18 protein-coding genes are annotated in these 20,626 nt (G+C 44.7%); 11 read left to right on the forward strand and 7 right to left on the reverse strand.

Annotated elements, in window-relative coordinates; genetic code table 11:
- Window positions 1-54: 54 nt before the first annotated feature.
- The 4 genes from QZY95_RS07910 (at window position 55) to QZY95_RS07925 (ending at window position 3,657) form a co-directional block, all read left to right on the forward strand.
- A complete protein-coding gene (locus QZY95_RS07910; protein WP_290921759.1) occupies window positions 55-876 on the forward strand; it encodes a substrate-binding domain-containing protein in 822 nt (273 codons plus the stop codon).
- A 69-nt stretch (window positions 877-945) separates the two neighbouring features.
- Entirely contained in the window at window positions 946-1,641 is a 696-nt protein-coding gene (locus QZY95_RS07915; RefSeq protein WP_290921762.1) for an ABC transporter permease, read from the forward strand.
- A gap of 1 nt (window position 1,642) precedes the next feature.
- Window positions 1,643-2,299: an ATP-binding cassette domain-containing protein gene (locus tag QZY95_RS07920; protein ID WP_290921765.1), complete on the forward strand. Its 657-nt coding sequence runs from the start codon at window positions 1,643-1,645 to the stop codon at window positions 2,297-2,299.
- 191 nt (window positions 2,300-2,490) lie between these two features.
- Entirely contained in the window at window positions 2,491-3,657 is a 1,167-nt protein-coding gene (locus QZY95_RS07925) for an iron-containing alcohol dehydrogenase (RefSeq protein ID WP_290921768.1), read from the forward strand.
- A gap of 85 nt (window positions 3,658-3,742) precedes the next feature.
- On the opposite strand, the gene QZY95_RS07930 is transcribed toward QZY95_RS07925, so the two are convergent.
- Entirely contained in the window at window positions 3,743-4,735 is a 993-nt protein-coding gene (locus QZY95_RS07930; protein WP_290921770.1) for a hypothetical protein, read from the reverse strand.
- A gap of 269 nt (window positions 4,736-5,004) precedes the next feature.
- Here QZY95_RS07930 and rlmN point away from each other — a divergent pair, with 269 nt between their 5' ends.
- Complete coding sequence (gene rlmN / locus QZY95_RS07935) at window positions 5,005-6,057, forward strand: 23S rRNA (adenine(2503)-C(2))-methyltransferase RlmN (protein ID WP_290921772.1); 1,053 nt, start codon at window positions 5,005-5,007, stop codon at window positions 6,055-6,057.
- Between the two features lie 63 nt (window positions 6,058-6,120).
- On the opposite strand, the gene QZY95_RS07940 is transcribed toward rlmN, so the two are convergent.
- Window positions 6,121-7,446 carry a YhjD/YihY/BrkB family envelope integrity protein gene (locus QZY95_RS07940; RefSeq protein WP_365971077.1) on the reverse strand — a complete coding sequence of 442 codons (1,326 nt, stop codon included), beginning with the start codon at window positions 7,444-7,446 and terminating at the stop codon, window positions 6,121-6,123.
- Window positions 7,447-7,579: 133 nt separating this feature from the next.
- Here QZY95_RS07940 and QZY95_RS07945 point away from each other — a divergent pair, with 133 nt between their 5' ends.
- A complete protein-coding gene (locus QZY95_RS07945) occupies window positions 7,580-7,978 on the forward strand; it encodes a rhodanese-like domain-containing protein (RefSeq protein ID WP_290921775.1) in 399 nt (132 codons plus the stop codon).
- A gap of 58 nt (window positions 7,979-8,036) precedes the next feature.
- On the opposite strand, the gene QZY95_RS07950 is transcribed toward QZY95_RS07945, so the two are convergent.
- The 3 genes from QZY95_RS07950 to QZY95_RS07960 all read right to left on the reverse strand — a co-directional run bounded on the left by QZY95_RS07950 (window position 8,037) and on the right by QZY95_RS07960 (window position 10,668).
- Entirely contained in the window at window positions 8,037-8,912 is an 876-nt protein-coding gene (locus tag QZY95_RS07950) for an amino acid ABC transporter permease (protein WP_290921778.1), read from the reverse strand.
- A gap of 80 nt (window positions 8,913-8,992) precedes the next feature.
- Window positions 8,993-9,820 (reverse strand): transporter substrate-binding domain-containing protein, encoded by an 828-nt coding sequence (locus QZY95_RS07955; protein ID WP_290921780.1) that lies wholly within the window; start codon window positions 9,818-9,820, stop codon window positions 8,993-8,995.
- Window positions 9,821-9,849: 29 nt separating this feature from the next.
- Entirely contained in the window at window positions 9,850-10,668 is an 819-nt protein-coding gene (locus QZY95_RS07960; protein ID WP_290921782.1) for an amino acid ABC transporter permease, read from the reverse strand.
- 1,550 nt (window positions 10,669-12,218) lie between these two features.
- Between QZY95_RS07960 and QZY95_RS07965 the strand changes: the two genes are divergently transcribed.
- The 5 genes from QZY95_RS07965 to epsC all read left to right on the forward strand — a co-directional run bounded on the left by QZY95_RS07965 (window position 12,219) and on the right by epsC (window position 17,413).
- A complete protein-coding gene (locus QZY95_RS07965; protein WP_290921784.1) occupies window positions 12,219-13,175 on the forward strand; it encodes an HD domain-containing phosphohydrolase in 957 nt (318 codons plus the stop codon).
- 212 nt (window positions 13,176-13,387) lie between these two features.
- Window positions 13,388-14,236, forward strand: a complete 849-nt coding sequence (nifU, locus tag QZY95_RS07970) for a Fe-S cluster assembly protein NifU (RefSeq protein WP_290921787.1) — start codon at window positions 13,388-13,390, stop codon at window positions 14,234-14,236.
- Window positions 14,233-15,426 carry a cysteine desulfurase NifS gene (gene nifS, locus QZY95_RS07975; RefSeq protein ID WP_290921790.1) on the forward strand — a complete coding sequence of 398 codons (1,194 nt, stop codon included), beginning with the start codon at window positions 14,233-14,235 and terminating at the stop codon, window positions 15,424-15,426. Before nifU ends, nifS begins: the two co-directional genes overlap by 4 nt.
- 85 nt (window positions 15,427-15,511) lie before the next feature.
- Window positions 15,512-16,441 (forward strand): cysteine synthase A, encoded by a 930-nt coding sequence (cysK, locus tag QZY95_RS07980; protein WP_290921793.1) that lies wholly within the window; start codon window positions 15,512-15,514, stop codon window positions 16,439-16,441.
- 21 nt (window positions 16,442-16,462) lie between these two features.
- The gene (gene epsC, locus QZY95_RS07985) at window positions 16,463-17,413 is read left to right on the forward strand and encodes a serine O-acetyltransferase EpsC (RefSeq protein WP_290921797.1); all 951 of its coding nucleotides are present in this window, start codon (window positions 16,463-16,465) and stop codon (window positions 17,411-17,413) included.
- 389 nt (window positions 17,414-17,802) lie between these two features.
- Here epsC and QZY95_RS07990 read toward each other — a convergent pair whose 3' ends face one another.
- Together QZY95_RS07990 and cobA are read right to left on the reverse strand one after the other, a co-directional pair.
- Window positions 17,803-18,756, reverse strand: coding sequence for a UDP-glucuronic acid decarboxylase family protein (locus QZY95_RS07990; protein WP_290921800.1), 954 nt, complete (start codon window positions 18,754-18,756; stop codon window positions 17,803-17,805).
- 358 nt (window positions 18,757-19,114) lie between these two features.
- Complete coding sequence (gene cobA / locus QZY95_RS07995) at window positions 19,115-20,620, reverse strand: uroporphyrinogen-III C-methyltransferase (RefSeq protein WP_290921971.1); 1,506 nt, start codon at window positions 20,618-20,620, stop codon at window positions 19,115-19,117.
- Window positions 20,621-20,626 lie beyond the last annotated feature (6 nt).

Below are 20,626 nucleotides of genomic sequence, written 5' to 3' on the forward strand. Positions count from 1 at the left end.
CTTTTTATTCCTGAACAGGACTAAGAATAACTTAAAATGACGATGGAGCTTGTAATGAAAAAATTTGCTGCTTTACTTCTCGCATTAGCACTGCTCGTGCCTGCTATGGCACAGGCAAAAGATAAAGTACTGATGATGGCGACAACCACAAGTACTGACAACACAGGTCTGCTTGATGAACTTATGCCTGAATTTACCAAAGACTCCGGCATTGATATCCGCTGGACAGCCATCGGCACAGGTAAAGCTCTCGCAATGGGACGCAACTGCGATGTTGACGTTCTGCTTGTTCACGCTCCGGGTGCTGAAAAGAAATTTGTTAAAAACGGCCACGGCGTAGACCGTACCCAACTCATGTACAACGATTTTGTTATCGTAGGCCCAGCTGCTGACCCTGCTCAGGTTAAAGGTATGCCTGTAGAAAAAGCACTGAAAGCTATCGCAAAAGCTAAAGCTCCATTTGCTTCCCGTGGCGATAACTCCGGCACAAACAAAAAAGAAATTTCTCTCTGGAAAGCTGCAGGCATGGCAGTGCCAGATAAAGCAGACTGGTACATGCAGCTTGGTCAGGGCATGCTCAAAACCCTGAACGCAGCAGCTCAGAAAGGCGCTTACACAATGACCGACCGCGGTACTTGGATTAAGTACATGGACGTAAACAAAGGTAAGACACCGTTGAAAATCGTAGTAGAAGGCGATAAAGTACTCTTTAACCAGTACAGTGCTATTGCTATCAACCCTGCTGTTTGCCCTAATGCAAAAGTAGAACTTGCTAACGAATTCATCGCATGGATGGCTTCCCCTAAAGCACAGAAAGCAATCGGCGACTTCCGTCTTCTCGGCAAACAGCTCTTTACTCCTAACGCAGGAAAGTAATGTGCTTTTGCACTTATAGACTTTGCTGGGGTGGCTCGTGCCACCCCTTTTTTTTGGCAAGGAGATTACATGGGTTTCATTTATGAAGGTCTTCTCAAAGCGTTTGAACTGCTTTTCAACGGCAATCCGGAAACATGGTCAGCCGTCTACATTACGCTTTGTGTATCATCCCTCTCTATATTTTTTACAATCCTTCTGGGTGCTCCCCTCGGCTTTGTTCTCGGCTATTGCCGCTTCAAAGGACGAGAAACATTACGCATGATTACAGACACCCTGCTTTCCTTCCCCACTGTTGTTATCGGCCTGCTTGTCTATTCTCTGGTTTCCAGACAAGGGCCACTCGGAGATTACGGTTTACTCTTCACCCTTCCGGGCATTGCCATTGGTCAAGTCATGCTCGGTATGCCTATTGTTGTTGCAATGGTGGCAAACGCTGTAGAAAACTCCGACTCCGGCATGAAAGATACGCTCCTTACCCTTGGAGCAGATAACATACAGGTTCTTAAGGCCACCTTGTGGGAAACCCGTTACCATCTCATGCTTGCAGGCGTTGCAGCCTATGGACGAATCGTATCAGAAATAGGCATTTCCATGATGGTCGGCGGCAATATCAAATGGCATACCCGAACTATTACAACAGCCATCGCACTGGAGACAGGTAAAGGGGAATTTGCAATGGGCATAGCCCTTGGCGTAGTTCTACTTATAATCGCCTTCGGTGTTAACTTCAGTGTCGCAAAACTCAAACGTCGCGCGGGGCAATAACATGTCACTGTATCAGCTTTCCAACATTGTGCAGACATACGGCGGCCGCCCTGTTCTCACCATAGACTCTTTAGAATTAACAGCAGGCTCCATTACAGGAATCTTTGGTCCTAACGGCAGCGGAAAATCTACGCTGATGCGTATGCTTGCCTTTTTAGAAGCACCGCAACAGGGAACCATTCACTTTAATGGTAACGCCACATCTATTACGGAAACATCATTACGTAGAGAAGTTACCCTGCTGACCCAGCAGCCCTACCTGCTCAAACGGTCTGTGAAAGAAAATATTGAATACGGCCTGCACGTCCGAGGTCTAAAATCCACTTCCGGTATCGCTGCTGATGCTCTTGAGGAAGTAGGGCTCAGTGCAGAGAAATTCCTTTCCAGACAATGGTTCGAACTTTCCGGCGGTGAAGCACAGCGAGTAGCATTGGCTGCACGTCTTGCAGTCAATCCCAGTGTACTACTTATGGACGAACCTACATCTTCGCTGGATGAAGAATCTACTGAACGAATTAGAAATGCAGCATTGCGTGCAAAAAATGAACGGAGAACAAGCCTTATTATTGTTTCACATGATAGAGAATGGCTAACATCTGTTTCTGATAGCACTGTACTTATTCGCAACGGAAAAATAGAATCCACGCAATGTGGATAGCGATATTTGTATCAACATTCCCTTTTACCACTATTGTGCCTGTGCACTCACCATAGAATGCTATAGGAGCACTGTTTTTTTGTGTTCTTTCACACCCTTCCGCATCACAACACTTGTCGACTTCCCAGTAACCCGCTATAGTCAACACTGCATAATTCTGGGCAGTAACATTTTTTTATCAGGTGATTTACATGGATGCTTTTACTTATAGTGCCCCTACTCAGGTAATTTTTGGTCAGGATGCAGTCGATCTCATCGGCTGGCATATTGTAAAAGAAGCGTCATCCGTTCTCCTCGTTATGGGAGGCGGCTCCGCACGAAAAAACGGTGCATACGAAGCTGCTACCCGTTCGTTACAGGAGGCTGGCGTAGACTGGACTGAGTTCTGGGGGATAAAACCCAACCCTTCACTTGAACAGATTGAGGCGGGTATCAATATAGCCCGTAAAGCAAGTGTAGGTGCAGTTCTCGGTATCGGTGGCGGCAGTGTTATTGACGCTGCAAAAGCTATTGCTGCCGGTTTCTACCTTGATGACTACTGGGAACGTGTTGAGTCACGTAAAACTGTAGAGCGTTCATTACCTGTATATACTGTCGTTACGTTATCCGGCACCGGTTCAGAAATGAACGGAAAAGCTGTTATCACCAACGAACAGTTGCAGAAAAAATGGAGCCTTGGCGGCCATTGCATGATTCCTAAAGTCACAGCAATTGACCCTCTTTATCAGGTTCAAACACCATGGCACCTCACAGCCGGAAGCGGCATTGATGCCATGACCCACATCATGGAAAACTATTTCCGTGGACGAATCTCTGACAAACGCACCGGATATTTTAATGAAGAGACAACCCTTAATATTTGTGAAGGGCTGCTTATCTCTCTCATCAACTCCATGCATTCGCTGCAGCATGACCCTTCAAATTATGAAGCACGCGCCAACCTTGCATGGGCATCCTGCTTAAGTCTTAACGGTCTTACAGGCTGCGGCCTTTCCGGTGGAGACTGGACATCACATGCGCTGGAACATGCTCTTAGCGGACGCTTCCCGCATGTCCCGCACGGTGAAGGCCTAGCAGTCATCTTCCCTTCTTGGATGCAGCAGGTGTGTGCAAAAGCACCCGACATCTTTAACCGTTTTGCAGCAACAGTATGGGGACAGGACACCATTCAAGGCGGTATTGATGCCACCCGTGCAGCATTTTCAGCATGGGGCGCTCCGTCTCGTCTTTCCAGCTGGGGCGTAACAGAAGAGGATGTTCCACACCTCGTAGATAATGCCTTTGCCTACCGTGCTCTTGGTAGAATTGCTCCGTTAAGCAAAGATGATGTCGCAGAAATTTTCATGCGCGTGCTGTAATAATTCACGACTGCCCAACTAACAATAAAAGCCATCATCACTGAAGTGATGATGGCTTTTTTACATTCTGAAAAACACAAAAATATTATCCGATAACAGATGATACCGCGATCTCTCGCAACGTCTCGTAGTATTTTCTAAAAATCGATTCCTGTTCAAATGCAGGCAGTGCTTTAGTCCCGCTCACACCGGATTCAAAAACAAGCACGGTACCGTCCACAAGCATATACCAGTTGTAATAAAAACCAGCACCATGGGATTCACTCCCTTTTGTTGAGAACATAACCCAAATGCTTTGCGTATTCCCAAGACGCTGAACACCTTGAGCCAGCAGCTCAACGGCTCCATACTGCTTCTCAAGAATCTCTGTAGAAACTCTACGCTGCAACTCCTGCATCACAGCACTCTCTGTGCGGACACGCTTAGCGGGTTCATACTGTATGGAAAAAAATGGAATACCGTTGCCGAACGCACTTCGGTACTGTGTCTTTTTTGTGCTGCTTTCCGCAACAGCTTTTCCCCATGTTTTGGGAATAGAGAGCCGACAGGTTCGCTTTTTCCCGCTTGCTCTCCACTGATACCTGACTGTGGAAACAAGCCCGTCAGTAAATTCCTGTTCGGGATTTACACGATACTTCTCCGAGTGGAACAGCGCTGTTTGAGCTAATGTCTGTGGTAAACCTTCTTGAGAATATCCCTGCACTGTTTCAGCTAAAGCAAGACAAGGAGAACAACCGGATGACAGCGTATATTTTTGCTTATTAGCATCAAGCAACGCAGCATCATACTCTAAAAAATCTATTACTTCATAATGCTCATTACGAATGGATGAAACAGCATCCCCGAGCAATACAGAAAATGTTCCCGACGCATTTTCAAATACTGCTGCATACTCAGGGCAAATACTGCAACAAATTTCCAACCCTTGAGTATGATCCGTATAAAATTCATAAAGTTCCATATCTATATCACGCATGACGGCTGTCCGTTCTAAACGAACATCACCTGCCAACGCCTGTACCGGCATAAAGCAAAGCAACAAAACAATCATGATCATGTAGTCGACAACACGCTTCACAGCTCCCCTCCACCACGACAAATCGATTCAAACCATGCAATAAAGACGTTCTTACATAGCATTATTCCCTTTAAAAAATAAATAGTTAATTCAAGGTTATCTTGACCCTGTGCATATTCGCACACTTTCTTTTACAACCCTGTATTCTGCAAAGGTTTATGCCACCACTTCACAGGTCTTAAGTTAATGTATATAGAGTCTGTGGCGATGGCGCAGAGCGTCCATCCACACATTCACCGGTACAATGAACCGGACTTAAAGGGGCCGTCATGGTTAATATTCTTGATCTCTCATATGAAGAGCTTGAAGAGTTTCTTGTAGAACTCGGAGAAAAAAAATTCCGCACCAAGCAGGTTTGGCAGTGGCTGTGGAATAAATATGTTCAATCTTTTGACGAGATGACAAACATCTCCAAAGCCGTTCGCGCACGTCTGCATGAAGAAGCATACATCCGCTGGCCGGAAGTTGTGACCTCTCAGAAAAGCAAGGACGGAACAATCAAGTTTCTTTTAAAGCTGCATGACGGTGCTCTTGTTGAAACGGTACTCATCCCGGGCTCAAAAGGTCGTTATTCCCAGTGTCTTTCCTGTCAGGTGGGCTGTGCTATGGCATGTACCTTCTGCTCCACAGGCACAATGGGCTTCAAACGCAATATGACCCAAAGTGAAATCCTCGGTCAGGTTCTTGTGGCACGCCATTACCTTAATGACGTTGCTGAACGCCCGATCCTCCGTAATATCGTGTTCATGGGCATGGGTGAGCCATTGTTAAACCTTGAGAACCTTCTCAAGTCTCTTAACACAATGCACAGCACCCTCGGACTGGCATTCTCACCACGCCGCGTAACGGTTTCCACATGCGGCATCCAGAAAGGCCTCTACGAACTCGGTGAGTCCGGTCTTGCCTTCCTTGCAGTTTCCCTGCACGCACCAAATCAGGAAGTCCGAGCCCAAATTATGCCGAAAGCAGCCCGCTGGAAGCTTGATGACTTCATGAATGCCCTGAAGAATTACCCGCTTAAAACACGCGAGAGAATCACCTACGAATACCTTCTTCTCGGCGGTGTAAACGACTCAGTGGAAGATGCACGTGAACTCGTAAAATTGATTTCACAAACTAAATCCAAGCTGAACCTTATTGTTTACAACCCGTCTGAAGGTGACCCGTACAAAGCTCCATCTGAAGAAGCTGTTCTGAAATTCCAGAAAGTTCTTTGGGACAAAGGCGTAACCGCGATCATCCGCCAGTCTAAAGGCGCAGACATCAAAGCCGCCTGCGGTCAGCTTGTTGCTGATCAGAGTAAAAAAGAAAACGAATGCTAAAAAAAAGCCCGAAGCAAAAGCTTCGGGCTTCTTTTTTATGAAATACAGCGGGACTGACCTCTGCTATCCTTTCAGTTCTGATAACGTGCAGTCGTTGCCGCTTGCCAACTGTTCATAGAGCGTATCCACGATAGCCGCGGAATCTGGCTGTCCCTGTAATGAATACTGCATTACACGCTCAGGATGGTGATATGAAACAGCGGTAATAACATCAGATACTTTTGTGGAATTGGCAGGTCTTGCTAAAATATAGGTTACGTCATCAGCTTCTATTTTTGCAACAAACCCTTTTTCTTCCAGCACTGCTAAAATATCTTCAATAAGAAGCTGCGAAACTTGAAGTTGAGTGCTCAACACCTCAACTCGCACCGCCCCTTCATTTTCTTCATAATTTTTTGCTAAAACCGCCATTACAGCAGTCGCAAGAATCGACTTCTCGTAACAGCTTGTTTTGCCGGCCAGCATCTTGTCTTCTTCGGTGGAGCCATATTGAATCGCATAGCAAATCTCCACACCGAACAGCACAATCAACCAACTGATGTAAATCCAAACTAAAAAGAGCGGGAACTGCGCAAAGCTTCCATAGATAATGTTGTAATTATTTGCACCCACCAAATATGAAATATAGACGTTCTCAACACATTTCCACAGCACTACCCCGACAAAAGCTCCCACAAGAGCACTCCGCGCCTGCACTTTCAAATTCGGGATAAAGGCATACGCAAAAAACAGTAAAAACCAGATCATTACCGTCGGAATCAATTTCAACAACTGAAAATATACAAAGTTTACCGCATCAATACTCAACAATCCTTGCAGAATAGAGTCATGCTGCATGGTCACACTTAAACTTACGGCAATACCTAAAAAGACAGGCGCAACCAGAACTATAGAAAAGAAATCTGTAAATTTGCGCCACATGGTTCGCCCATGTTTCACATTCCAAATCTGGTTAAATGCTGCCTCAATGTTTCCCATTAAGGAAATAACAGTAAACAACAGTGTGCCTACTCCAATCACACCAAGGGTCGTTACATTCGTATTGTTCACATACTGTAAAAGGTAATCGACTGCTTCCTTGTTCCCTGCAGAGGCGTTCAGCAGTATATAACGCAACGTTTCGCTATTCTGCACCCCAAGTCCTTTGGAGATGGCAAATACGACAGCAAGAAATGGCACAATAGAAAGAATCGTTGTGTAAGCAAGTGCAGTCGCCCGCAACATACAATTGTCCAATAAAAAACCGTTGAAGATTACAGAGAGTCGTCTGCAAAAAATGACTGCTCTTCTTTGTACCAACGGTAATTCATTAAGATCTACACGCCACATCCCTCTTGTTACAAACTGTATAGCCGAAGATATATGACTCTTGGTAAAAACGCGCCCCATAGTATATCCTACCAACTGCTTAATGTGTTATATTCAGTAGCTGTAAGCCTACATGGTGAAGCTTGACTCCACAACATCATTGTAAAACAATATCTCGAAACAAAAGGGTTTTTGATTATATTAGGAGTATTGCATGGAACAGCATATTGACGCCTGCCCACAGCTATCAGAAGTATTGCGCGAAATGGACATCGCCTTTCTGGTCGCGGGTGAATATGGAATTACCGTTGAAGAAGCAAGCAAGTTTATTGACCATGATCACTTTATCTTTCTGGACGTACGCACACATGAAGAGGCAAAAACCTTAACATTTTCCTTTGCACAGCACATTCCACTCAACGAATTACCGGACAGACTGGAAGAAGTACCGCGCGACAAATTTATCATTACCTTCTGCCTCTCAGGTTTCAGGGCTTCTATGGCCTACACTTACCTGAGAACTCAGGGATATGATGAAATCAAAGCATTGAAAGGTCGATTGGATCAACTTGCCGGCGCTATGACACCGGAACGTTTTTACTCATTACGCTAAAAAAAAATCCGTCGTCCATATATGGACGACGGATTTTTCGTACATTCAACGAACAACATTAATTCTTCCACTCAAGAGCGTGCTCTACCCAACGGGAAAGCAACGAGCAACCAAGAGTAAGAAACAAATACATCAGCGTAATCGTCGTCCATATCTCAAATACAAGATATGTTGACGCCATAAGCTCCAGTCCCTGAAATGTCAGTTCCTGAATAGAAATTACAGAAAGGATGGCAGAGTCTTTAATCGTAGAAATAAACTGTCCTGCAAGCGGCGGAACAATAACCTTCAACGCTTGCGGTAAAACAACGAGCCGCAACTGGTCAAAACGGTTAAAGCCCAAAGAGGCAGACGCTTCCCATTGTCCGCGCTGCACACTGTTAACACCGCCGCGTACAATTTCTGTTATGTACGCACCTTCATAAAGCCCCAGTGTAATCACCCCTGTTATGAACTGCGTAAACTGAGACGGCTTACTGAATAACACAGAGATCACTGAATGCATCCAGGAAGGCATATCCTGTATGGTTGAATCCAGCGCAAGATAATGCGTAAGCTGAGCAGAAAGAAAAAAGTACGAAATAAAGATTAAGACAATCGGCGGCATGTTACGGACAATTTCAACATAGGTTCTTGAAATCATACGCGCAAAATGACTCTGACTCACCCGGGCCAATCCCATTAACACACCGACAACAGAAGCAAGAAGTGTTGCCCAAATGCTTAACCGTATTGTTGTAAAAAGCCCTTCAAGTAGAAAGTTAGGTTCCCATGATCCATTACGTTCTTTCATAAGAAATTGCGGAATGGTTTCCCAACTCCATTCATATTGCAGCTCATTTTCCAACTGCCAGTAGAAATAGAGAATACTGCCGCCAATAAGCGCCAGCAGAATGTAATCAAGAAGAACAGGTCTGTATCGTTTTTGCTGCATAAGAAAATTGTGGCGGAACGAGTCCGCCACAGTGGTTAAATGTATTTTTGCATGGGTTCGCGCAGGAACACCAAAGCCGTCTATTTAAGCATGGACTCCCACTGCTTACCTTCGAACCAGTAATCTTTACGTGCTTTCAGCCAGCCGGAATCATGTTTAATACGAATCCAGTTATTCAGCACATTCAAGGTATCAGGATCACCTTTGCGAATAGCAAACGCGATAGGTTCTTTCGTAAATGTCCCTTTTACAGGTACGAACAGCTTTTTAGGGAATTCATACGCTTTAAAAGCAGGAAGCGGAGCACTAGCAAGCATAACGGTTGCGCGTCCTGTCATCAGTTCCTGAACGCACTGTGTCTCTTTTTCAAAAAGACGAACATCCGCTTTTGGGAAATATTTTTTTGCTGCCGCTGCAGGGGTAGATCCAATACGGGCAACAACAATAACACCTTCTTTATTTACATCTTCAAGCGTTTTGATGTCGCCGCCTTTTTTCAAAGAAGCAAGCATACCGATACCGGTGTAGTCATATGCCTCTGAAAAATTCACTTTCAAGTTACGTTGAGGTGTTACAGACATACCGCCGATGATTACATCAAACTTGTTAGAAAGCAGCGCAGGGATAATGCCTGACCATGTGGTAGGAACAAATTCAATTTCAACACCGAGATCTTTTGCCAGCTCTTTCATTACATCGATTTCAAAGCCGACAAATTCACCGTTTTTATCTTTCATTGCCCAAGGTACGAATGTTGAAAAACCAACCCTCAGCTTATTTCTTTCAATAACTTTTGTCATAACGCTTTCTTTGTTCAGCTCCGACATCACATTCTGTGCAGAAGCCGGAACACAAAACGCCACAACAAGGGCTAACACAACAACAGACTTCAAGATCACTCTACCCACGGAATCCTCCTGTTTTCTTGAACATGTTCTTACAAAACGTAGGAATATTTCTTCTCAAGGAAATGCACTACAAAAGACAAACTCACTGTAATCAATAAATAAATAAGCGCCACTATAAACCAAATTTCGAATGTGAGATAGGTTTCAGAAATGATTGCCTGCCCCTGCATGGTCAAATCATAAATAGCAATAACAGAAACCAATGCTGAATCTTTAACCAAAGAGACAGCCTGTCCAGTCAAAGGAGGCAGCGTAGCGCGAATCGCTTGCGGTAACACAATGAGTCTATAAATATGAAATTTGCTCAGCCCGACACTTTCAGCAGCTTCCCACTGCCCTTTAGGCACAGAGTTAATCCCCGCACGGAATATTTCCGCTATATACGCCCCTTCGAACAACGCCAGCGCTAATACCGCAGAAAGAAAACGCTCCATTTCCAAAACCGGTGCAATAACAAAGTACATAATGAGCACCTGAAGCATAAGCGGCGTATTGCGGATAAGTTCAACATAGAAGAGAGCCACATAGCGAGCAACTATTGACCTTGAAAATCGAAACAAAACGGCAATCAACCCGAAAGCAAAAGCCAGCACCATAGAGTAGCAGGCAATTTCGAGTGTGACTCCGAGTCCGGTTAAAAGAGGACCAGCCTGAAACACTCCGTCAGAATACGTAAAAACATAGCGTGGAACTCTGTTCCACTGCCAGTTGTAACCGGATGCCTCGGCACCGGAGAAAATACTCCATACAAGCACCGACATTACAGCAAAATACATTGCCAAATCGACAGCAAATACACGGGTATCAGGATGAATATAATGAATAATTTTGCGAAAAATATGCTGCATGCTAGAAGGTTTTTCTCCACCAAAAAATGAACGACAACAAGGCACTGATACTAAAAAGTAAACATATTGCACATATAAATAATGTGCCCTTTCATTTTGTACAGTCTCAAACTGTTATTGTATCGAATTATAAAAAAACAAAAAAAGCATAATAGATACGTGTGATCATATTTCAAAAAGCCTGACTCTATCTTTCAACGGCCAGTTATAATTATTCATTCATATTCAAATACCAAACTGAATGATGAAATGATCAAACGGCAGCCTTGCGATTCAAGCACTCCCGATGGCGCCTATGCCCGCTATTCCAGACTAAAGCCAACATAGTACAAAACTACTATCAGCTTTTCATCAAGCTGACATACGCAAATTGATTTACTTTTCACCCAAAAAAACTGAATCAAAAAGCCCCATCTAGATTGGGCAGGTTGAAGCCTTCAACGTCCCGTTAGAAATAAAAGAAATAATCTTCAGTCGTTGTTTCTAGACTAATCATAAAAAATAAAATAATCTTTTTATATCATAAGATTAGAATAACAAAAATTACTCAGCATGATTCTTTTACTTTCCCTGTAATAAAAAAATATTTCCTCAATGCCAGTACTGCTTTTCATATAAAAAACTCTGCTAAAATGAACATTGTGCCGTATTAAAAAAAGAACACTCTTTTAACCAAACGCACTTTATACAAAAAAGTAAAAAACAAGTGTCGCTACGAAAATTTATACACCAACCGCAACGCACTAATTACTTTTCTCCACACAAAAAAACATTATTAGTTATAAGTAACTATTGGTTTTTCATACAAAACAACCAAAAAATAGTACACTTCTATACAATAAGAATGTGAAATGCTGCATTTCCTCTGTGTAAAATCTCTTAAGTATTGTTAAACACCCCAGAAGTCGAAGTACTGATTTTTTCTTCAGAAAAAACTATAGTAAAATATTTAAACAACGATACTATCTTTGTATAGTGCTCAAAATTCGTCATGGACAAACTACTAAAGATAGCGCAACATGCAGTCACTCTTTTGTAATTTAATTTTTGTACGAATTGTAATTAAAAAAAAACAATACACTCACGAAAAGTGTATATGCTTTCAACACACATGATTGGTTGCTCAATTCTTCATTTTGCAACTTTTTTTTAATTAACATTTTCATACAATCTTAACTAATTTGAAAATCTTTTAAAAATGTTAGAATAATTCTTTGTCTTGATGCAAAGAATCACAAATAGGTAATACTCGCTGCAAGATGCAATACGAGTACTCAATACTCTTCCCCAGCTGTATTGAATACAAACTGTACACTGCTAAACAGAGAAGTATTGTATCTGCATTGGTGAGGGTGTTCTAACTTAAGCACATGAACATTCAGTTACAGACTTTTACGCATGGAATAAATTCCCCTTATTCACCGTAATAGTTTTTTTGTACTTTGCTTTCCCAAGCAAATACATTCTACGTCTGTAACGTGTGCTTACAACCTTACAGGCTACATCAGGCAATGACACAAGCTGTTCCCCAAGCCCCTCTTCAAGAGGAAATGTCGCACGACTTTTTCCCCGTCCTGCCATCACTGGTCTTGCGTTCGACCCGTGGGAACTACGACATCTATATCCGCAGTGATGATTCATTCGCGCTCTACGCAAAAGCCGGTGACAGCTTTACAGAGCATCACGAGCGAATCCTGCTCAACAGCGGAAGAAAGTTTGTCTATATCAGGCACGATCAACGACCAGAATATTTAAACCACATGACGGCTCACCTAGGTGAAGCCCTTCTCGACGAAAGCATTCCAAGACCTTCCAGAGCGCAACTCTTTTACGAGACCTCTCTAGAGATAGTAGAAGATATTTTCACGGAAGAACTTCCTCCGGGTATAGACAGAGGCGAGTTCAACAGAGTCTTTGAATTCGTAACAAAAGGCGTAAGCTTCCTTACCCTTGAAAACTCCCTTCAAACCATGGGCTCCATCATTGCTCATGACTACCAAACGTACTCACATTCACTCCATGTTTTTGTATACTCCCAGCTCATCCTGCAAACATACTCTTTTGCAGAACGGGATATGGTTCAGTTCGGCCTTGGTGCAATTTTGCACGATATAGGCAAACGAAAAATACCAGAATCCATACTGAGTAAACCGGGACAACTCACAAACGTAGAACGTCAGCACATAAACACGCACCCTGTTCACGGTGCAGGACTTTGTGCCCGCCTTCCTCTTTCACAAGATGCTCTTAACTGCATTCTTTTCCATCATGAAAAGCTTGATGGCTCCGGATATCCCTGCGGCCTTAAAGATCCGGATATTCCGCTTCCGGTTCGCGCCGTAACCATAGCGGACATATATGATGCCATCCGGTCAACCCGTCCTTATTCTGAAGGAACAGATGCCTTCAAAACTCTGCGTATTATGAAAGAAGAGATGGCCACACAAATTGATATGAACGTGTTCAGACGATTTATTGAAATTTTGAGTGGAAACGGAGTAATTTAATCATAAGTACAAAAAAAATAGTCCGTATTTTGTTTCTACTCATATATTCTTAAAATTACCGAAGAATATTTGATGAAAACAGGTTCAACATCTGTTTTTCATAAAACATCGTAAAAAAAAATGCGCTTGCCCCCTTCCCTAACCCCTTTCGCATTACTATACTCCAAGATGCGCTCACAATACTTTTGAACTGAATCCGGAGGATACTTGTAATGTGGGAATATACCGATAAAGTGCGCGAGCACTTCCTGAATCCAAAAAACGTGGGTGAGATGAAAGATGCCAGCGCTGTTGGCGAGGTGGGAAGCCTTGCTTGTGGTGATGCTCTTAAACTCTTCCTTAAGATAGATGATAATGACCGTATCGTTGACGCCACATTCCAAACCTTCGGATGCGCCAGCGCTATCGCTTCCTCCTCTGCTTTGACAGAACTGCTTAAAGGCAAAACTCTTGAGGAAGCAGAAAAAATCACAAACAAAGAAATCGCTGATTACCTCGGCGGTCTTCCAGAAGAAAAAATGCACTGTTCCGTTATGGGACAGGAAGCTTTAGAAGTCGCGATAAAAACCTACCGTGGTGAGCCTGTTGAAGTTCACGAACACGAAGGAAACATCATTTGTCACTGCTTCGGCGTTACAGACGAACAAATCCTGCGTGCCGTATCTGAAAACGGTCTGACCACAGTAGAAGAAGTAACTCATTACACCAAAGCCGGTGGCGGTTGCGGTAAATGTGTTGATGACATTCAGCGCCTTATTGATGAAGCAACCGGTAAAGTTGCAGCATGCGAGGTACCTGAAGCACCGGCTCGCCCTCGTCTTTCTAACATCGAGCGTATGCAGCTTGTTATGAAAGTGCTTAACGAGGAAGTTCGTCCCCGCCTGAAACAGGACGGCGGCGATGTCGAGCTTATCGATATTGATGGGCACGTTGTAAAAGTTGCGCTTCGCGGTATGTGTACCAGTTGCCCTTCCAGCCAGCTGACTCTCAAAAACGTTGTAGAAAAAGCTCTGCAGGAACAGGTTGAACCTGAACTCACCGTTGTGGAGGTATCGCAGTGACAACAATCTATTTAGATAACAACGCGACCACTAAAATTGATCCAGAAGTGCTTGATGAGATGATGCCGTTTCTCACAGATTACTACGGCAACCCTTCCAGCATGCATAACTTTGGTGGTCAGGTAAGTTCACATATTGCTAAAGCACGGCACCGTCTTGCTTCACTTTTGAATGCACAGCCTGATGAAATTATTTTCACAGCCGGCGGTACAGAAAGTGACAACACTGCAATTTACTCTGCGCTGGAAGCCCAGCCGGGTAAAAAGCACCTTATCACTACCCGTGTAGAACACCCTGCTATTCTTAATGTGTGCCGTCACCTCGAACAGCGTGGTTACGAAGTTACCTACCTTAATGTAGATACAAAAGGTCAGCTTGACCTTGATGAACTTCGCAACGCAATTCGTCCGGACACAGCTCTTGTTACAATCATGTACGCAAACAGCGAAACCGGCGTGATGTTCCCAATGCAGGAAATCGCCGAGATTGTAAAAGACCGCGGTGTCATGATGCACACAGACGCAGTGCAGGCTGTCGGTAAAATCGAAATCAACCTTCAGGAATTTCCTGTCGACTACCTGTCCCTTTCCGGCCACAAAATTCACGGCCCTAAAGGCATCGGTGCTCTTTACGTACGCAAAGGCGTATCGTTCCGCCCACATCTTCGCGGCGGTCATCAGGAGCACGGTCGCCGTGCAGGTACTGAAAACACTGCTTCTATCGTCGGTCTCGGCAAAGCGGCAGAACTTGCACAGATAAACATGGAAATTGAGAACACCGGTGTTAAACACATGCGTGATGTCCTTGAAAAAGGTCTTCTCAAATCAATCCCTGAAGCCATTATCAATGGTGATACAGAAAGCAGACTGCCAAACACCACCAACATCTCCTTCAAACATGTTGAAGGTGAAGCAATCCTGCTCATGATGGACGGCTTCGGCATTGCTGCAAGCTCCGGTTCTGCATGCACATCCGGCAGTCTGGAACCATCCCATGTGCTTCGCGCAATGGGCGTGCCGTTTACCTTCGCGCACGGTTCCATCCGTTTCTCTCTTTCCCGCTTTAACAGTGACGACGAAATCAAGGTTGTACTGAAAGAGCTTCCGCCAATCATCAAACGTCTGCGTGAAATTTCACCATACAAAGATGATGACAGTGTAGAAGCTCCTACCCGCCCTTGTTCTTGTTAATAACAGGCCCTAAGATACATACTTCAGGGTCGGACAACACATATCGTTAGTCCGACCCTTTTTTTTCACCTAACGAGGTAGTAACATGAACATAGCAGACTCAATGATCGATCTGATCGGGAAAACACCACTGGTACGTATCAACCGTATGGCAGAAGGTGTCGAGGCTGAGGTTATAGGTAAACTTGAGTCCCAGAACCCATGTTCTTCTGTTAAAGACCGTATTGGCTACAACATGGTTCAAGCTGCAATTGACTCCGGTGTAACCAATAAAGACACCGTATTTGTCGAAGCAACAAGCGGAAACACCGGTATCGGTATTGCTTTTACTTGCGCAGTAAAAGGGTTCCCGCTTATTCTGACCATGCCGGAATCCATGAGTCAGGAACGCCGTGACCTGCTAAAAGGATTCGGGGCAGAGCTTGTTCTCACACCTGCCGCAAAAGGAATGAAAGGTGCGGTTGAAGAAGCCAATCGCATCACAGATGAAAATCCAAACGCTATTCACCTGCGCCAATTTGCAAACAAAGCAAATCCGGAAATCCACCGCAAAACCACTGCAAAAGAAATCCTTGCTGACACAGATGGCAAAATAGATATCTTTGTTGCCGGTGTAGGCACAGGCGGCACAATTACCGGCGTCGGTTCCGTGTTAAAAAAACATAATCCGAAAATTACATGCATTGCTGTTGAACCGGATGCTTCCCCTGTGCTCTCAGGCGGAGAACCGGCACCGCATGCAATTCAAGGCATCGGAGCAGGCTTTGTTCCTGACGTACTCGACAGAAGCGTCATTGATGAAATTGTACGTGTTACAAACGAAGATGCACTGACAACAGCCCGTCGCCTCATGAAAGAAGAAGGCATCATGTGCGGTATCTCTTCAGGTGCCAATGCATATGCTGCATTACAGATAGCAAAACGACCAGAGAATAAAGGAAAGCGTATTGTATTCATAATTTGTGATACAGCTGAACGCTACCTTTCAACCCCGCTTTTTACAGAAGCTGACTAGCAAACTCGCAAGGGAGACCACATGCAACGTAAACACGCCGAACTGGAGCAGCACAATATGACAGAACTCGACAACGTCGTTGAAGAGCTCTGCGCTCCAGAATCTTACGCTGCGGTATATCATCGTTCCAAACACGATGCACCGATGCCTTCTACAGAGGCATTGCTTGAACTGGTAGAGCGCCTTAAGGCAGCTCTTTTCCCGGGCTATTTCGGAGATAAAACCGTACGCCTTGAATCCATGCGCTACCATCTGTCTGCAAACCTCGATTCTATTTACAGAATCCTCGCAGAACAGATTAAACGCGGCGGCTGTTTCATTTGCGCTGAGTTTGCTGACGAATGCAAAGATTGCGAAGATCATTCCCGTGCAACTGCCATGAAATTCATCCAATCGCTCCCGAAACTGCGCAGACTCCTTGCATCAGATGTAAAGGCTGCATTCGAAGGCGATCCGGCAGCAAAAACTCCCGGTGAAACAATCTTCTGCTACCCTTCCATCACGGCAATGATACACCATCGTATCGCACATGAGCTGTACAATCTCGAGGTTCCTATTATCCCTCGTATTATCAGTGAAATGGCGCATTCAAATACTGGTATCGACATCCATCCGGGTGCGCAGATTGATGAAGAGTTCTTCATTGACCACGGTACCGGTGTCGTAATCGGCGAAACCTGCATCATCGGCAAAGGCTGTCGTCTCTATCAGGGGGTAACCCTCGGCGCGTTGTCCTTCCCTAAAGACAATGACGGCTTACTGGTGAAAGGAAATCTCCGTCACCCTGTCCTTGAAGACAACGTTACGGTTTACGCTGGCGCGACAGTACTTGGACGCATCACTATCGGTCACGACACCATGATTGGTGGTAACGTCTGGATAACCCACGATGTTGATCCGAACTCCAAAGTTATTCAGTCACGCTCCACTAAGCCGAAGAAAGAAGAAAAGCTTGTGGGCGAAAAGTCATAGAAGCAGGTAGCTCTTGCGGAGCAGCTCTTTTTTATTGTTGCCTCCGGCGGCTGGGCGGAAACTTTTTTGCAAAAAAGTCTCCCCCAGACCCCCTTCTAAAAACTTATAAAGGGGACACTGAAGGAGTTACGCTCAGCAATAGTATTTCTTGGCTGGAGCTGATGTAAAAAAGCTGTTCTAAGCTCAAATGTATTACGGTTCTTTTGACAAATTATAAAAAACGCCTGTTGGTTACGATATGAAAATCGCAAGCAACAGGCGCTTTTTTTCTATGAGTAAGTATGATTTCTAGTCTCAGGCGCAGGTGGTTTATTTTGTATGGGAGTCAAAACAACTTGCGTGGTAAGAAAATGTTTTCCACTGGAACGCCCGAAAAATAAGATATCAGCCTATTCTTTCTTTTTGGCAAAGTACTCGATTGTTTTTTTCAATCCTTCCTCTAATGAGGTTGCGGGTGACCAATGTAGTTTTTCCCGCGCCAACCCTATGTCCGGCATACGTTGCCTAGGATCATCATGAGGAAGAGGCTTAAACTTCAGAACAGATCTGGAATTAGTAAGTGAGATAATCGTTTCCGCTAACTCTCTAATAGTTATTTCATGCGGATTACCTAAATTTACAGGGCCCCCAAAGTCGTCCGCTGTTCTGTCCATCAACCGTACCATTCCCTCAACAAGGTCATCTACAAAGCAAAAGGACCGAGTCTGCGTGCCATCACCATAGATGGTCACCGGTTCTTCTCGCAATGCTTGAATAATAAAATTCGAGACAACACGACCGTCATTCGGATGCATTTGCGGGCCGTACGTGTTGAACAAGCGGGCAACTTTAATACGCACATTATATTGCCGCTGATAATCAAAGAACAACGTTTCGGCGCAGCGCTTCCCTTCATCGTAGCAGGAACGCACACCTCTTGGATTCACCTTGCCCCAATATTCTTCCGTCTGGGGATGAACTTCCGGATCACCATAAACCTCAGAAGTGGAAGCCTGAAAAATTTTGGCTCCTGTACGCTTTGCCAACCCCAACATATTGATTGAACCATGCACACTTGTTTTCACAGTCTGAACAGGATCATATTGATAATGCACAGGAGAGGCAGGGCACGCCAGATTGTAAATCTCATCTACTTCAACATACAAAGGAAAGGTAATGTCGTGCCGAAGTAATTCAAAATATGGGTCTTCCAACAAATGAACAATGTTCTCTTTCGTTCCGGTAAAGAAATTATCTACACATACAACCTCGCACTGCTTTTCCAACAGCCGCTTGCATAAATGTGCTCCCAGAAATCCAGCACCGCCGGTAACCAGCACTCTCTTCTTCGGTGTAAATGTCACGTTCAACCCTCGCTAGCATACGTCATTACATCATGATTTCAGCTACTCAGAGTAGTGGGTTATCCCTTTTTATTCTTTGATAATTTACACGTTCTCAGCACGACGATTTCTCGCCCACGCATCATTATCCTCCCTCATCAAGCGCCATCAGAGGTGCTTCATGTTACTCCCCTTCCCTCTAACAATTACCCACAAAAAAAGGCTGTCCCAATATATGGAACAGCCTTTCTATTTCTAAGCAAAGACAGCCTTCTTCGCGACTCCCAACACCATACATAACGGTTGTGCTACGCGTTAAAAGGGTCAAGGGGCATGCCCCTTGTGGATGCAAGGCGAAGCCTGCCCGCCGGAGGCACCCCTACAGCTTTTCTACAAGCTGATCTACAAGTGCAGGAATGGTGTAATCTTCCGGCTCAATGTCCGGAGTAAAGCCAAACTGCTCAAGAGTTTTAGAGGTAATCGGACCGATTGAAGCAAGTTTTACCTTGTCACGGTGCTCTTTGATAAGATCCGGAGAAACAAGATCAAAGAAGTTTTCAACTGTAGAAGAAGAACCGAAGGTTACGCAGGAAAGGTCACCATTTTTGATGAGTTCAAGCACTTCTTCACGCTGCTCACCCGCAGGCTTTGTTTCGTATACAGGAAGAATATCAACCTGTGCACCAGCTTTGCGAAGCTCTTCCGGTAAAATCTCACGAGCAACTTTAGCACGTGGAAGCAAAATTTTGCTGCCGTCCATGCCGCGCTCAATAAGACCTTTTACAACGCCTTCAGCAACATACTTTTCAGGAATAAAGTTAGGCTCAATACCTTTTTCACGCAGGATTTCTGCGGTTGCAGGGCCGATAGCTGCCACTTTATTTGCACCGAGAGCACGAGTATCAAGTCCAAGTGCTGCAAGCTGGTTCCAGAAATGCTTTACACCGTTAACGGAAGTGAAGATAACCCACTCGTATTCGTTAAGGGACTTAATTGCTGCATGAACATTGCTGTAATCTTCAAGCTCATCAATTTTGATAGTCGGGAACTGAATAACGTTTGCACCAAGCTTGGTAAGAGATCTTGCCATACCGCTTGCCTGCTCACGTGCACGAGTTACCACAACGCCTTTACCGCGCAGTGGAAGCTGTTCAAACCAGTTCAGTTCGTCACGAAGTGTAACAACATGACCAACGACAATAAGAGAAGGAGAAGTAAAGCCCTGCTTCACGCCTTCTTCAGGCAATGTAGCAATGGTTGCAGTCATAGAACGGTGCTTAGCTGTTGTACCCCAGTGCACGAGTGCTGCCGGAGTATCAGGGTCCATACCGTTTTCAATAAGCTGCTTGGAAATATGTGGAAGGTTCTTCATGCCCATAAAGAACACAAGAGTAGATGTTCCTGTAGCAAGAGATTTCCAGTTATGAGAAGAACCAGGCTTATCTGGATTCTCGTGACCTGTAATAAAGGAAACGGAGGACGCAAAATCACGGTGAGTCAACGGGATACCTGCATATGCAGGGCCTGCGATAGCGGATGTAATACCCGGTACTTCTTCAAACGGAACGCCCGCAGCAAGAAGTTCCTGAGCCTCTTCGCCGCCACGACCGAACATGTACGGATCGCCACCTTTCAGGCGAGCAACAGACTTGCCCTCTTTCGCTTTATCAACGATGAGCTTGTTGATGCCTTCCTGACTTAATGTGTGATCGCCACCTTTTTTGCCTACGTAAATAACTTCGGCTTCAGGTTTTGCGTAAGAAAGAAATTCTGCGTTCGCGAGGTAATCGTAAACGATAACGTCTGCTGTGCTCAGAATATCACGGCCTTTAATTGTCAGCAGGCCGGGATCGCCCGGGCCAGCACCGATAAGGTAAACTTTCATCATTCC

The sequence above is a fragment of the Halodesulfovibrio sp. genome (assembly GCF_015482765.1).
Lineage (GTDB): Bacteria > Desulfobacterota > Desulfovibrionia > Desulfovibrionales > Desulfovibrionaceae > Halodesulfovibrio.